This window comes from Methylobacterium sp. Gmos3 (assembly GCF_056430985.1).
Window position 1 is genome coordinate 216,182 of sequence record NZ_JBWJYL010000001.1, and the last position, 13,043, is coordinate 229,224.

The following is a 13,043-nucleotide window of genomic DNA, read 5'->3' on the forward strand; positions in this document are numbered from 1 at the left end:
CATGAGCACACATCGCAGGTTCCTCGTCGCCCCGGCCCTCGTGAGGCTCCTCCGCAAGGAGCGCGGCAGCAGCCGGATCACCGAAGGCCATTTCGCCCCGCAGGGCGGTCGCAACTCCTTCGTCCGGGTGGACGGGCAGGCCTGCCAGCTCATCCTCGTCAACAACGGGGTCGAGGAGCGCACCGAGGTGCCCCGCGCCCACGGCGACGCCCTGCTCGACGTCTGCCCCGGCAAGGCCGCCTACGACCGCACGACGCTGGCCTCCGGCGGCCGTGAGATCATGATCGACCGCTACGTCTCCCCCGGCAGCATCGATCTCGTGACCGTGGTGTTCGACGACGCCTCTCAGGCCTCGTCCTTCCAGCCGCCGGTGTGGTTCGGCCGCGAGGTGACCACCGAGCCGACCTTCGAGCGCTCCGCGCTGGCGATCCAGGGCGTGCCGGCGACGAGCGAATTGTCGCTCAGCAACGCCGCCCTCGATGCCGTGCTCGACATCATCGAGCCGCGCTTCGGCTTCGGCCGCTACGGCGCGTCCTCGCGCACCACCGAGAATCTGGACAACCTCGCCGGCACCCTCCGCCGCCCGACCTCGGCCGCCCCGTCGGCGCCGGAGCCCTTCCGTCCGGCCCCCGAGCCGGAGACCCCCGCTGCCGTCCCGGCTCCCGAGCCGGCCCCGGCGCTCGCCGAGCTGACCACCCCTGAGCCCGAGCCGCATCACGAGCCGGCGCAAGAGCCGCATCACGAGGCGCCGCGCGCTGAGGATCACAACCAGCCGGCCGCCACCCCGGCCGAGGCCGTGCACGGCGATGCCCGCATCGACGACGTGATCGAGAGCCTGTCGGCGGCTTTGGGCGCGGCGATCCACCAGAACCCGGCCCAGCCGGAGAAGCCGGAGGATCCGGGCGCCGTGTTCGAGCGCTGGACCGTCCGCCCCCGCCGCACCCAGAACCAGGGCTGAGGCGCCGCCTCGACCAAGCCCCCACCCTGAGGCGCCCGCCCGCTCACGCCGTCATCGCGAGCGGAGCGGGCGACTTGTCCGGTCCGTGTCCTGACGAATGCGCGCGGGAACAGGCCTCAGTTGCGGATGATCACCGCCGCCCCGCCATAGCTCCTGGCGAGGTGGAACAGGGTCGCCGCATGGCCGGGCGAGAGGCGGATGCATCCATGGCTCGCCCGCCGGCCCAGCGCGCCGGTCGAATAGGTGCCGTGGATGGCGTAGCCGCCGCGGAAGAACATCGCGTGCGGCATCGGCGACCCGTGATACTTGTGCGAGCGCCACATCGTGGCCATCCGCCCGACCCGGTAGGCGCCGTTCGGGGTGACGAAGCCGCGACGCGCGGTGGAAACCGGCCATTCGTAGGCCGGTGTCCCATCGACATAGACCCTCATCCGCTGCTGCCCCTGATCGATCCGCGCCACGACGCCCGCCGCTGCGGGGAGGGTGGGCAGAACGCAGGCCAGAGCCGCGCCGATGAGGACGGTACGCAAACCTGAAGTCCTCGACATGGGTGTCACCGAAGGCTGATGCGGAGCGAGCGCCGACCCGAACCCTCTTGGTCGCAGTATCGCGCACGGCTACAGCCAAGGTGACGCATTGCCGGGCCGGTGGAGACCGGGCGGACGCGGCAATCGACAGGTTTTTGTCACGAAGGACTTGAGGCGGACTACGGAGACGGCGTTGAGAAGGGCGCCGAAGCCGGCTAGCGTCCGGAAAAGGGAGACGCGCGGATCGCGCGAGAGGATCAAACAATGGCACAGGCGATCCACGCGGCGGGGGGCACGGCCACCGCTCCCAAGGAGCCCTGGTACAAGGTGCTCTACATCCAGGTGCTGATCGCGATCGCGCTCGGCATCCTGCTCGGGTGGTACGATCCGGCCACCGGCAAGTCGCTGAAGTGGCTCGGCGACGCGTTCATCGCCCTCATCAAGATGATGATCGCGCCGATCATCTTCTGCACCATCGTTCACGGCATTGCGTCCATCGGCGACTTGAAGAAGGTCGGCCGCGTCGGCCTGAAAGCGCTCGTCTACTTCGAGGTCGTCTCGACCCTCGCGCTCCTCATCGGCATCGTGGTCGGCGAGGTGATCCAGCCCGGCGCCGGCTTCCACGCCGACCCGTCGAAGCTCGATGCCAGCAAGGTCGCGACCTACGCCAGCAAGGCCGCCGCCGATTCCACGGTGGCGCACATCATGGCGCTGATCCCGAAGAGCTTCTTCGACGCCTTCGCCACGGGCGACCTGCTTCAGGTGCTGCTGGTCTCGATCCTCACCGGCTGCGTCGTCACCGGCCTGGGCGAGAAGGCCGCCGCCGTCAGCAGCGCCATCGACACGGCCGGGCAGATCTTCTTCCGCATCATCGGCATCATCGTGAAGCTCGCGCCCCTCGGCGCCTTCGGGGCGATGGCCTTCACCATCGGCGAATACGGCATCCAGAAGGTCTACGACCTCGGGGCGCTGGTGGGCACCTTCTACCTCACCTCGCTGCTCTTCGTTCTGCTGGTGCTCGGCACCATCGCGCGGATCTCGGGCTTCTCGATCCTGAAGTTCCTCATCTACATCAAGGACGAGTTGCTGATCGTGCTCGGCACGTCGTCCTCCGAGACGGTGCTGCCGCACATGATGACCAAGATGCGCCGCCTCGGCGCGTCCGATTCGGTCGTCGGCCTCGTGGTGCCGACCGGCTACTCGTTCAACCTCGACGGCACCAACATCTACATGACGCTCACCACGCTGTTCCTGGCGCAGGCGGTGGGGGCCGACCTGTCGTTCGGCCAGTACGCGACGATCATCCTCGTGGCGATGCTGACCTCGAAGGGCGCCTCTGGCGTGACGGGCGCGGGCTTCATCACCCTGGCCGCCACCCTCTCGGCGATCCCGAACAACCCGGTGCCCGTGGCCGCGATGACCCTCGTGCTCGGCATCGACAAGTTCATGTCGGAGTGCCGCGCGCTCACGAACCTCGTCGGCAACGGCGTGGCCTGCGTGGTCGTCGCGCGCTGGGAGGGCGAGCTCGACCGGACCAAGCTCAACGAGGTGATGGCCAACCCGGTCGGGATCGGCACGGCGGTGACGGACAACACGCCCGCCCCGGTCGCGACGAAGACCAAGGTCGCCGCCGCCGAGTGACGACCGCCAAGGCCAAGGGACCTGCAAGGCTCGGGATCGACCTCGGCGGCACCAAGATCGCGGGGGTCGTCCTCGATCATGACGGGAGCCGCCTCGCGCAGGCACGCGTCCCGGCGCCTCGGGGTAACTACGAGGCCACCCTCACGGCTCTGGCCGATCTCGTCCTGCGGCTGGAGCGTGAGGCGGGGCGCCCGTGCAGCGTCGGGATCGGCATGCCCGGCAGCCTGTCGCCGGCCACGGGCCTCGTCCGCAACGCCAATTCCCACTGGCTGAACGGCCATCCCTTCGGCGCGGACCTCGCCGCCCGGCTCGACCGCCCGGTGCGGGTCGCCAACGACGCCGATTGCCTCGCCGTCTCGGAGGCGACGGACGGGGCGGGGGCGGGCGCCCGCGTGGTCTGGGCGATCATCCTCGGCACCGGCGTCGGCTCCGGCCTCGGCATCGAGGGGCGGCTGCATGCGGGGCGCAACGGCATCGCCGGGGAATGGGGCCACGGCCCGCTCCCCGGCCCCCGAGACGACGAGCGGCCGGGACCGCCCTGCTATTGCGGCCGGCGCGGCTGCGTCGAGACCTGGGTCTCGGGTCCCGCGCTCGCCGCCGACCACGCCCGGCGCCACGGCGGCACGCCGAAAGCCGAGGCGGTGGTGGAGGCCGCGCGCGGCGGCGACGCGGCGGCGCGGGAGACCCTGGCGCTCCATCTCGACCGCCTCGGCCGGGCGGCGGCGCAGGTCGTGAACGTCCTCGACCCGGACGTGATCGTGGTCGGCGGCGGGCTGTCGCGCATCCCGGAGCTGATCGCCGGCCTGCCGGACGCCATGCGCCCGCACATCTTCTCCGACACGTTCGACACCCCCGTCCGCGCGAGCCTGCACGGCGACGATTCCGGCGTGCGCGGGGCCGCGTGGCTGTGGGGCAGCAAGACGGTGTGAGACGTGGGGGCTCCCCTCTCCCCGCCTGCGGGGAGGGGCTCGTTTGCACCTCGTCGTGCAAACGGGAAGCGGAGGCGAAGCCGCAGCGACGGTGAGGGGGCTCACCGCACGAGGCTCATCCGGCGGCCCCCCTCACCATCGGCTGCCGCCTCGCTGCGACGACGACGGATCGTCGCAGCCCTCTCCCCGCAAGCAGGGAGAGGGGATGCTGGCCGCCTAGCGTCAGCCCAGGTCGTAGACCTTCGCCAAATCCGGGTCCTTGGCCGCCACGAGCTTGGCGAGGTCGACGATGACCTTGGCCTGCTTCCACGTGGCGTCGTCCTGCATCTTGCCGTCGAGCATCACGGCGCCGGTCCCGTCGGGCATGGCGGCGACGATGCGGGCGGCGAAGGCGACCTCGGCCGGGTCCGGCGCGAAGACCGTCTTGGCCAGCGCCACCTGGCTCGGATGGAGCGTCCAGGCCCCGGCGCAGCCCATGAGGAACGCGTTGCGGAACTGGACCTCGCAGGCGGCCAGATCCGAGAAGTCGCCGAACGGGCCGTAGAAGGCCTTGATGCCGTTCGCCATGCAGGCATCGACCATCCGGGCGATGGTGTAGTGCCAGAGGTCCTGCTGCGCGCTGGCGCGGGGGGCGTCGCCCGCCGGATCGGCGATGACCCGGTAATCGGGGTGGCCGCCGCCGACGCGGGTGGTCTTCATGCCGCGCGAGGCAGCGAGGTCGGCCGGTCCCAGGCTCATGCCGTGCATCCGCGGCGAGGCGCAGGCGATGGCATCGACGTTGGCGACGCCCTCGGCGGTCTCGAGGATGGCGTGGACGAGGATCGGCTTCTTCACGCCATGGCGGGCTTCGAGCTGCGCCAGCAACTGGTCGATGTAGTGGATGTCCCACGGGCCCTCGACCTTGGGCACCATCACCACGTCGAGCTTGTCGCCGACCTCGGCGACGATGGTGAACAGGTCGTCCAAAATCCACGGGGAGTTCAGGGCGTTGATGCGCGTCCAGAGGCCCGTCTGGGTGGCGGCGAAGTCGGTCGCCTGCGCCATGGCGACGAAGCCCTTGCGCGCGGCCTCCTTCTGGTCCGCCGGCACCGCGTCTTCCAGGTTGCCGAGCACCACGTCGACCGTCGGCGCGAGGTCCGGCACGCGGGCGCGCACCTTGTCGTTGTGGGGCGGCACGAAGTGGATCATCCGCTCCAGCTTCACGGGCAGGTCCCGGAAGGGAGCCGGCGCGCCGGTCGCGAGGGGCTGGAAGAAGCGGCGGGGCAGTTTCATCGCGTGCGGCCTTCGGCTCTGGCGTTCCTCGTGACGGGGTTATGGCACGGCAACGGCCGAGGTAAAGACGTGCTTTCGTCCTGTAACGTTTTGTGACGACGGCGCTTCCGCCGTTGCGGGCAGGGCCGGGGCGCCTATTCTCCCCTCCATGAACGAGGGCACCACGCTCGCCATCGTCGAGGACGATCCCGAAATCCGGGCGCTGCTCGGCGGCTTCCTTGAGGGAGAAGGTTTCCGCGTCGAGAGCCTCGACGGGGGCGCCGCCCTCGACCGGCGCCTCGCCCAGGGGCCGGCGCCGGACCTGATCGTGCTCGACTGGATGCTGCCCGGCGAGGACGGCCTGTCCATCTGCCGGCGCCTGCGCGAGGGCGGCGGGCCGCCGGTGGTGATGCTCACCGCCAAGGACGAGGACATCGACAAGGTGCTCGGCCTGGAAATGGGGGCGGACGACTACGTCGCGAAGCCGTTCAACCCGCGCGTGCTGCTCGCCCGCATCCGCGCGGTGCTCCGGCGGACGCGGGGAGGCGCCGTCGCGGAGGCTCCGAGTGCGGAACGGCTGCGGGCCGCCGACCTCGTGATCGATCCCGCCGCGCGCTCGGTCCATGCGGACGGGGAGGGCGGGGCGCCGCGTGAGGTGACGCTCACCAGCGCCGAGTTCGACCTGCTGATGTGCTTCGTCACGCGGCCGCAGCGGGTGCTCTCCCGCGACCAGTTGCTCGATTGGACGCGGGGCCGCGTCGCGGACGTGTTCGACCGGACCATCGACGTGCAGGTCAGCCGCCTGCGCAAGCGGCTGGACGAGGCGGGCAGCGGCCTGCCGGCCCTGATCAAGACGGTGCGCAACGCCGGCTACATCCTCGCCGCCCCCGTCCGCCCGGCCTGACCGCATGTTGAGCCGCATCGGCCTGCTCGGCCGGATCATGCTGATCCTGATGGCCGCCCTCGGGGCGGTGATCGTCGGCGCGATCCTCGTGGGGCGCCTGGAGCCCGCCAGCCCGCGCGGCGCGCAGGTCGCGCCCTATCCGCGCCTGGAACAGGCGGCGGGGGTGATCGACCTCCTCTCCCGCGCCGACCCGTCGCTGCGGCCCACCATCCTGCGCGCGGTGAGCGGCATCCGCCTGCACGCCGCCCTGGCGGACGCGGCCCCGCCCGGCGAGGGGATGCGGCGGCTCCCCCGCTCGGAGGCGATGCTGCGGGCCTTCTCCGAGGCGCTGCAACGGCCCGGCCCCGGCAAGGACGACGGGCTTCGCGCCTATGCCGACGGCGAGGGCGGTCGCGTGACCCGCATCGTCGCCCGTCTGGAAGACGGGTCGATCCTCGTCCTCGACGAGATCGAGCCGCAACGCGCGATTTCCCTCAAGCTGTTCGGTCTCGCGCCGGGGCTGTGGATCGGCATCCTCGGCATCGCCGTGGCGGGGCTGGCGCTGCTCGGGGCGCAGCGGGAGATGCGGCCCCTGCGCCGGTTGAGCGCGGCGGCGGAGGCCTTCGACGGCTCGCCCCCCGCCGGCCCCGTCCCGGTGTCCGGCGCGCCGGACGTGCAGCGCCTCGCCCGGTCGGTCCACGCGATGCAGGAGCGGGTGGCGGCCCTGTTGCAGGAGCGCTCGTTCCTGATCGGCGCGATCTCGCACGACCTGAAGACCTACCTGACCCGCCTGCGCCTGCGCGCCGAATCCTGGCCGGACGCGCAGGGCCGCGAGCGCATGGCCGCCGACATCGACGGCATGACCGACCTCATCGAGACCTCGCTCGCCTTCGCCCGGGGCACCACCGTCTCGCAGATCCGGGGGCGGGTCGATCTCGCCGACCTCGCGGCGGTGGAGGCGGCGGAACGCTCGGCCCTCGGTCAGCCGGTCGCCCTCGTCGGCGAGGAGGTGGCCGAGGCCACCGTGCCGGGCGATGCGGTCGCCCTGCGCCGGGTGATCGCGAACCTCGTGGACAACGCGGTGAAGTTCGGGCGCAGCAAGGTCGAGATCGCCGTCGAGGCCGGGCCGGAGCAGTGCAGCCTGCGGGTCGAGGATGACGGACCCGGCGTCGGAAGCGCCGAGGCCGCCGCGATCTTCAGCCCGTTCTACCGGATCGAGGGCTCCCGCAACCGCCGCACCGGCGGCAGCGGACTGGGCCTCGCCATCGCCCGCCAGATCGCCGAGGCCCATGGCGGCACCATCGCCGTCTGTGCCGGCCGACTCGGCGGGGCGTGCTTCATGCTGACATTGCCGCGCGCGGGGGTGTGAGGGCGAGAACGCCCCTTACAGCAACTCCCGCACCGCCTGCGCGAAGGCCTCCGGCGCCTCCTGCGGGACGTTGTGGCCGATGCGCGGCAGGCGGCGGTAGCGGTAGGGGCCGCTGAAGCGGGCCGCGTCGCCGTCGTCGGATTGCGGCGGGAAGACGCCGCCGTCGCTGCCCTCCAGCACGATCGTCGGCACGCCGATCCGGGGTTGGGGCGCGAGCCGCGCCTCGATCCCCGCATAGGCGGGATCGCCCGGCACCACGCCGTAGCGGACGCGGTAGGAATGGATCACCACCTCCACGAAGTCCGGGTTGTCGAAGGCCTCGACCGTGCGGGCGAGCGTCGCCGCATCGAAGTCCCAGTGCGGCGACCATTGCCGCCACAGCAGTTCCGCGATGCCGGCGCGGTTCTCGGTCAGGCCCGCCCGGCCGCGCTCGGTGTGGAAATAGTACTGGTACCAGAGCCGGCTCTCGGACTCGGCCGAGACCGGACGCCCGGAACGGGCCACATCGTGGATGTTGTAGCCGCTGCCGCCCGAGACCAGCCCGCGCACCCGCTCCGGCCACAGGGCCGAGACGACGCAGGCCGCGCGCCCGCCCCAATCGTAGCCCGCCAGCACCGCCCGCTCGATGCCCACAGCATCGAGGAAGGCGAGGAGGTCGGCCCCCAGGGCCGCCTGCTCCCCGGAGCGCGGCGTGGCGGCGTCGAGGAAGCGCGTCGGCCCGTAGCCTCGCAGATACGGCACGAGGCAGCGCACGCCCTGGCCCGCAAGAAGATCCGCCGCCGGCAGGCAGGCATGGACGTCGTAGGGAAAGCCGTGGAGCAGGACCGCCGGGGGGCCATCCGCCGGCCCCGTCTCGATATAGGCGATGTCGAGGATGCCCGCGCGGATGTGCTTCACGGAACCGGCTGCGGCCATGGCCTGTCGCTCCCTCGCGGCGGCCAGCGTGAGGTGCCGCACGCAACCGGCGTCGCACAGGCTTGCCGCCCCTGTCCAGCGCCCGAACTTCATGGCTCGGATGATCTTTTTCGATGGAAGGACGGGCGGCGATGGGGCTCTTGGACGGGGTAAAGGAAGTGATCGGGGACCTCGCGGCGGCGACCGAGCGGACCATCGCGGAGGTCGGCGGTCGCGACATGCCGATGGCCTTCGCGAAGTTCTATCCCGGCGGTCTGGCGGGCTTCCTCGACCGGCTGCGGCAGGACGGCTACGGCACGCAGGTCGAGTCCTGGCTGAACGGCACCGACCTGCGTCCCGTGCCCGCCGCCGCCATCGCGCACGCGCTGCCGGATCGCGTGGCCGACAGCCTCGCCACCGACCTTTCCCTCTCGCGCGAGCGCCTGCCCACGGCCCTGGCGGAGTTCCTGCCCGCTGCGGTGGCGGGGCTCAGCGAGAACGGGCGGCTGAAGCCGCAGCCGGTCTTTTCCAGCACGCAAGTGGTGGACAAGCCCGCCGGCTGAGCTTTCGGCCGGTCTCCGTGACGACGCGGTCGCGGAAGGACACTAATGTCGCCGCCGTGGGTCATCCGGCCCCGGCGGAGATTGGCATATGAGTGTATTCGATTCGCTCGGCGGCTCGTTGCAGCAGATGGCGATGAAAGCGCTGCCCGGCATCATCCAGCAGGTGCTGCCCGGCGGCCTCAACGCCCTGCTCGACCAGTTGCGGCGGCACGGCTACGAATCGCAGGTGAATTCCTGGCTCGGGCGCGGCCCCAACGAGCCGATCACCGCCGAGGACCTGCAGAAGGTCATTGGGAACGAGCAGGTCCGCGCCATGGCGACGAAGCTCGGCATCCCCGTGGAACAGCTGTTCCCGACCCTGGCCAAGGCCCTGCCGGAGACGGTGGACCAGCACAGCCCGAACGGCGAATTGCAGCCGCCGAAGGCCTGAAACGCAAAGCGGCGGCCCCGGGGGGACCGCCGCTTGCCTGCGAGGCGTTGGCCTCAGTTGCTGGCGAGTTGCGACATCGGATCGACCGGCGCGCCGCTCTTGCGGATTTCGAAGTGCAGCTGCGGCGAGGTCACGTTGCCGGAGGCGCCGGACTTGGCGATGGTCTGGCCGCGCTTGACCTTGTCGCCGGGCTTCACGTCCAGCTCGCCGTTATGGGCGTAGGCGGACACGAAGCCGTTGGCGTGGCGCACCAGCACCAGCTTGCCGTAGCCCTTCACGTCCGAGCCGGCATAGGCGACGGTGCCGTCCTCGGCGGCCTTCACCGGCGTGCCCTCGGGCAGGGCGATGTTGATGCCCTCGTTGCCCGACGAGCCGTAGCCGGCGATCACCCGGCCCTTGGCGGGCCAGCGGAAGTTGTCGCTGGCCGCCTGGGCGGGCACAGAGGCCGTGGTGGCGGGCTCGGCCTTCGCGGGGGCGGGCTCGGCCTTGGCGACCTCGACCTTCGGGGCCTTAGCGGCCTTCTCGGCGGCGGCCTGCTTCGCCGTCTCCTTGGCGCTCTCCTTCGCGGCCTCGCGCGCCGCCTTGGCTTCGGCGAGCTTCTGAGCGGCTTCCGCCTTGGCCGCGCTCTTGGCGGCGTCCTTGGCAGCTTCCTTCGCCGCGTCCTTCGCGTCCTTCGCCGCGACCTTGGCCTTGTCGGCGGCCTTCGCGTCCGCCGTATTGGTCTGGCCGGGGCGGACGTGCTTCTTGTCGCTGTCCTTCACAGAGGCGAGCTTGCGCGCCTTCTCCTCGGCGGCCTTGGCTTCGGCCGCCTTGTGGGCGGCGAGTTCCTTGGCCTCCCGGGCCTCCTTCTCGCGGGCCTCGCGGGCTTCCTTCTCGCGGGCCTCCTTGGCATCCTTCTCGCGGGCGGCGACGCGCTTGGCGTCCTGCGCCCTGGAATCCCGCTCGCGGGCTTCCTTCGCCTCGAGAACCTTGGCGTCCTCGCGCTTCTCCTCGACGGCCCGCGCGGGGCGGGCGGTCATGGCGGCGGCGGAGGGGTTGAGGCCGGACACGGCGTTGTAGGCGGGAATGACGATCTCGCGGCCGGGAGTGACCTGGCTGGCGCTCGTCAGGCCATTGGCCTGGAGGATCGCCGAGGCCGGCACGCCGTAGCGGGTCGCCATCTGGTTGAGGCTGTCGTTCTTCGAGACGGTGATGCGCGTGCCGCCCTGGGCGCTCCAGCCGGTGGAGCCCACGGAGGCGACCCGCGTCGGGCTCGCGGCGGCCGGCGGCGGCAGGGTGCTCGCCACCGGGGCGGGCCGCGACGCGCCGGGGGCGCCGAGCGCCTCCGACTGGATGCGGCCGGTGCGCAGGGGCGCCACGGGCTTGATGTCGTCGTCCGGCAGGCTGCCCGTCGCGGCAGGCTCCGAGAACGGATTGGTGAAGGGGCTGCTCAGCCGCGACGCATCGGAGGAACAGGCCGCAGCGCCGCCACCGATGATCCCCACGAGGGCGACGCGCGACAGCGTCCGAAACCCCCTGACTGCTCCACGCACCCGCATCGACGCACCCGCCAGCACAACGCCACCCGATGCCGTCATGAAGCCGGATTCAGGTTAAGCAACCGTTCCCGTTCACCATGTGATGGCCTTGGAAACGGCGGGATGTGCAGTGCAGCGACAAGCAGGGCGTGTGGGGTCCGACTTCCCCGGACGGCCCGGCACCCCACATCTGCGCCATGTTCAATCCGTCTTCTTTGCGAGACAGCCTCGCCGATCTGCCGCGCCTCGAAACCGCGCGGCTGATCCTCGGCGGGCTGGTGCCGGAGGATGCCGCCGCGCTCGCCCGGCTCACGGACGATCCGGCCATCACCGGGGCCATCGACTTCCTGCCCGAGCCCTTCACCCTCGATGATGCGAAGGGCCTGATCCACGGCGGCAACCGCGAGCGCGACCGCTTCCTCGGCGCCTGGATCCGGGGGGAGGGCGGGGCCGCCTCCCTCGTCGGCGTGGTGGGTGCGCACCTGCGCGGCCCCGGCTTCATCGAGATCGGCTACTGGATCGGCGGCGCCGCCCGGGGCCGGGGCTTCGCCTTCGAGGCGGTCTCGGCGCTGGCGGGCCATCTCGCCCGGCGCTTTCCCGCCCGAACCCTGGTGGCGGAGTGCCGCCCGGCCAACACCGCGTCCTGGGGACTCCTGCGCAAGCTCGGCTTCGAGGATACCGGCGAGGAGGGCCACCGGCCCGGCCGCCGCCTCCTCACCCTCGCGCGGCCCTGAGTGCAAACGAAAACGCCCCGGACCAGGGTCCGGGGCGCTTCGGCATCGGTGATGCGGCGATCAGAAGGTGATGCCGGTCTCGACCATGTAGCGGTCCTGCGAGGTCCGGTTGCCGGTGCGGCCGAAGCCGGTGCCCAGCGTGCCGGCGGCGAGGCTGCCGCGGGTGATGCCCCCGAGCTCGACGTGGGCGTACTCGACCCGGAAGAAGTAGCGGTCCCAGGTGTAGGTCGGCGTCACGGTGACGGAGAAGGCGTTGCTGCCCGGACCGAAGCCCAGCAGGTTCGGCGTGAGCACCGAGTTGCGCGGCCCGGACTGCTCCTCGTACTCGACGCGGCCGGCGAGCGAGAAGTTGTCGGTGAAGGAGTACGCCGCCAGCAGCGCGCCGCCGTAGGTCGAGGCGCCCTGCAGGATGCCCAGGCGCTGATCCGCCTCGACATTCGTGTACTGGAAGTACGGCGTGATGATCCACGGACCGTTCGAGTACGTGTAGTTGATGTTGAAGATACCGCTGTTTTGCTGGAAGAGCGGCGTCGCGAACTGGTAGCGCGGGCTCCGCAGGGCGACGTTCTGGCGTCCGAGATTCACGCCGCCGTTGATGCCGATCGTGTTGGAATCGTCGATCTTGTAGGCCACGTTCCCGGTGAACCACGTGATCTCACCCGAGAAGAACCCGTCGGTGCCGGCGACCGAGACCGACCAGGGCCCATCGGCCCAGTTCAGCTGAACGCCCTGGTTGATGACGTTCTCCTGCACGAACAGCAGGCCGCGGTTGATGTTGAGGTTCTGGAAGGTGAACGGCGCCTCGGAGCCGATGATGGTCGGCATGCGACCGCCCTGGATCGACCAGGCGTCGTTGATCTGGATCTTGCCGAAGGCCACCGGCAGGGGGGTGAAGAGCAGGTCGGTCTGCGCGATCGACCCCACGTTCGCGACGCCGAGCTGCGGGATCGCGTAGCCGCCGCCCTGAACGTAGAACTGGAACATGCCCTCGGGCTTCTGCACCCAGCCCTGCAGGTTCGAGAAGTCGAACCGGCCGGCCCGGTCGCGCTCGCCCGGCGCGGCGGGGGTGGCGAAGTTCGAGAAGGGGTTGCTCTGGACGTAGCCGTAGCCGGTCAGCGCGCCGCCGACATAGATGTCGCCGAGGCTGCCCGCCGCGAAGCAGGTCGGGTTCGGGTTGGCCTTGATCACGCCGCCATAGGCCGGGCCGATCAGCGTCGCCTTGCACGGCTCGGCCGGGGCCGGGGCGGGCGCCGGGGCCGGCATGTCCGCGGCGAAGGCGGCCGTGGAGGAGAGCAGCGCGGCGGCCAGACCGGCCAGGGTGAAACGCTTCGGCATCGTCTTGCAGCT

At 71.2% G+C, this 13,043-nt stretch carries 13 protein-coding genes; 8 read left to right on the forward strand and 5 right to left on the reverse strand.

Annotated features, from left to right (window positions below):
• Position 1: 1 nt before the first annotated feature.
• A complete protein-coding gene (locus tag ACS5Q7_RS01110; protein ID WP_478337588.1) occupies positions 2-958 on the forward strand; it encodes a hypothetical protein in 957 nt (318 codons plus the stop codon).
• A 116-nt stretch (positions 959-1,074) separates the two neighbouring features.
• On the opposite strand, the gene ACS5Q7_RS01115 is transcribed toward ACS5Q7_RS01110, so the two are convergent.
• Entirely contained in the window at positions 1,075-1,488 is a 414-nt protein-coding gene (locus tag ACS5Q7_RS01115; protein WP_478337589.1) for a L,D-transpeptidase, read from the reverse strand.
• A 261-nt stretch (positions 1,489-1,749) separates the two neighbouring features.
• Here ACS5Q7_RS01115 and ACS5Q7_RS01120 point away from each other — a divergent pair, with 261 nt between their 5' ends.
• Both ACS5Q7_RS01120 and ACS5Q7_RS01125 read left to right on the forward strand, forming a co-directional pair.
• The gene (locus ACS5Q7_RS01120) at positions 1,750-3,126 is read left to right on the forward strand and encodes a dicarboxylate/amino acid:cation symporter (RefSeq protein ID WP_478337590.1); all 1,377 of its coding nucleotides are present in this window, start codon (positions 1,750-1,752) and stop codon (positions 3,124-3,126) included.
• Entirely contained in the window at positions 3,123-4,055 is a 933-nt protein-coding gene (locus ACS5Q7_RS01125; protein ID WP_478337591.1) for an ROK family protein, read from the forward strand. The genes ACS5Q7_RS01120 and ACS5Q7_RS01125 overlap by 4 nt, the downstream gene beginning before the upstream one ends.
• Before the next feature lie 222 nt (positions 4,056-4,277).
• Here ACS5Q7_RS01125 and ACS5Q7_RS01130 read toward each other — a convergent pair whose 3' ends face one another.
• Positions 4,278-5,327, reverse strand: coding sequence for an HpcH/HpaI aldolase/citrate lyase family protein (locus ACS5Q7_RS01130; RefSeq protein WP_243956229.1), 1,050 nt, complete (start codon positions 5,325-5,327; stop codon positions 4,278-4,280).
• Positions 5,328-5,475: 148 nt separating this feature from the next.
• On the opposite strand from ACS5Q7_RS01130, the gene ACS5Q7_RS01135 reads away from it, so the two are divergent.
• Positions 5,476-6,210: a response regulator gene (locus ACS5Q7_RS01135; protein WP_478337592.1), complete on the forward strand. Its 735-nt coding sequence runs from the start codon at positions 5,476-5,478 to the stop codon at positions 6,208-6,210.
• A 4-nt stretch (positions 6,211-6,214) separates the two neighbouring features.
• Positions 6,215-7,558, forward strand: coding sequence for a sensor histidine kinase (locus tag ACS5Q7_RS01140; protein WP_478337593.1), 1,344 nt, complete (start codon positions 6,215-6,217; stop codon positions 7,556-7,558).
• 15 nt (positions 7,559-7,573) lie between these two features.
• Here ACS5Q7_RS01140 and ACS5Q7_RS01145 read toward each other — a convergent pair whose 3' ends face one another.
• Positions 7,574-8,455, reverse strand: coding sequence for an alpha/beta fold hydrolase (locus ACS5Q7_RS01145; protein ID WP_478338003.1), 882 nt, complete (start codon positions 8,453-8,455; stop codon positions 7,574-7,576).
• Between the two features lie 149 nt (positions 8,456-8,604).
• On the opposite strand from ACS5Q7_RS01145, the gene ACS5Q7_RS01150 reads away from it, so the two are divergent.
• Both ACS5Q7_RS01150 and ACS5Q7_RS01155 read left to right on the forward strand, forming a co-directional pair.
• Complete coding sequence (locus ACS5Q7_RS01150) at positions 8,605-9,015, forward strand: YidB family protein (RefSeq protein ID WP_478337594.1); 411 nt, start codon at positions 8,605-8,607, stop codon at positions 9,013-9,015.
• 88 nt (positions 9,016-9,103) lie between these two features.
• Positions 9,104-9,445, forward strand: coding sequence for a YidB family protein (locus tag ACS5Q7_RS01155; RefSeq protein ID WP_478337595.1), 342 nt, complete (start codon positions 9,104-9,106; stop codon positions 9,443-9,445).
• A gap of 53 nt (positions 9,446-9,498) precedes the next feature.
• On the opposite strand, the gene ACS5Q7_RS01160 is transcribed toward ACS5Q7_RS01155, so the two are convergent.
• Positions 9,499-10,983, reverse strand: a complete 1,485-nt coding sequence (locus ACS5Q7_RS01160; protein WP_478338004.1) for a peptidoglycan DD-metalloendopeptidase family protein — start codon at positions 10,981-10,983, stop codon at positions 9,499-9,501.
• A 176-nt stretch (positions 10,984-11,159) separates the two neighbouring features.
• Here ACS5Q7_RS01160 and ACS5Q7_RS01165 point away from each other — a divergent pair, with 176 nt between their 5' ends.
• Positions 11,160-11,696, forward strand: a complete 537-nt coding sequence (locus tag ACS5Q7_RS01165) for a GNAT family N-acetyltransferase (protein WP_478337596.1) — start codon at positions 11,160-11,162, stop codon at positions 11,694-11,696.
• Positions 11,697-11,756: 60 nt separating this feature from the next.
• On the opposite strand, the gene ACS5Q7_RS01170 is transcribed toward ACS5Q7_RS01165, so the two are convergent.
• Positions 11,757-13,031, reverse strand: coding sequence for an outer membrane beta-barrel protein (locus tag ACS5Q7_RS01170; RefSeq protein WP_478337597.1), 1,275 nt, complete (start codon positions 13,029-13,031; stop codon positions 11,757-11,759).
• Between the last annotated feature and the right edge of the window lie 12 nt (positions 13,032-13,043).

What these genes read in the sequence shown, in the direction of transcription:
- ACS5Q7_RS01170 (WP_478337597.1), bottom strand. Translation starts at nt 13,031, where the DNA reads ATGCCGAAGCGTTTCACCCTGGCCGGTCTGGCCGCCGCGCTGCTCTCC.
- ACS5Q7_RS01140 (WP_478337593.1), top strand. Translation starts at nt 6,215, where the DNA reads ATGTTGAGCCGCATCGGCCTGCTCGGCCGGATCATGCTGATCCTGATG.
- ACS5Q7_RS01135 (WP_478337592.1), top strand. Translation starts at nt 5,476, where the DNA reads ATGAACGAGGGCACCACGCTCGCCATCGTCGAGGACGATCCCGAAATC.
- ACS5Q7_RS01165 (WP_478337596.1), top strand. Translation starts at nt 11,160, where the DNA reads ATGTTCAATCCGTCTTCTTTGCGAGACAGCCTCGCCGATCTGCCGCGC.
- ACS5Q7_RS01120 (WP_478337590.1), top strand. Translation starts at nt 1,750, where the DNA reads ATGGCACAGGCGATCCACGCGGCGGGGGGCACGGCCACCGCTCCCAAG.
- ACS5Q7_RS01150 (WP_478337594.1), top strand. Translation starts at nt 8,605, where the DNA reads ATGGGGCTCTTGGACGGGGTAAAGGAAGTGATCGGGGACCTCGCGGCG.
- ACS5Q7_RS01155 (WP_478337595.1), top strand. Translation starts at nt 9,104, where the DNA reads ATGAGTGTATTCGATTCGCTCGGCGGCTCGTTGCAGCAGATGGCGATG.
- ACS5Q7_RS01110 (WP_478337588.1), top strand. Translation starts at nt 2, where the DNA reads ATGAGCACACATCGCAGGTTCCTCGTCGCCCCGGCCCTCGTGAGGCTC.
- ACS5Q7_RS01130 (WP_243956229.1), bottom strand. Translation starts at nt 5,327, where the DNA reads ATGAAACTGCCCCGCCGCTTCTTCCAGCCCCTCGCGACCGGCGCGCCG.
- ACS5Q7_RS01160 (WP_478338004.1), bottom strand. Translation starts at nt 10,983, where the DNA reads ATGCGGGTGCGTGGAGCAGTCAGGGGGTTTCGGACGCTGTCGCGCGTC.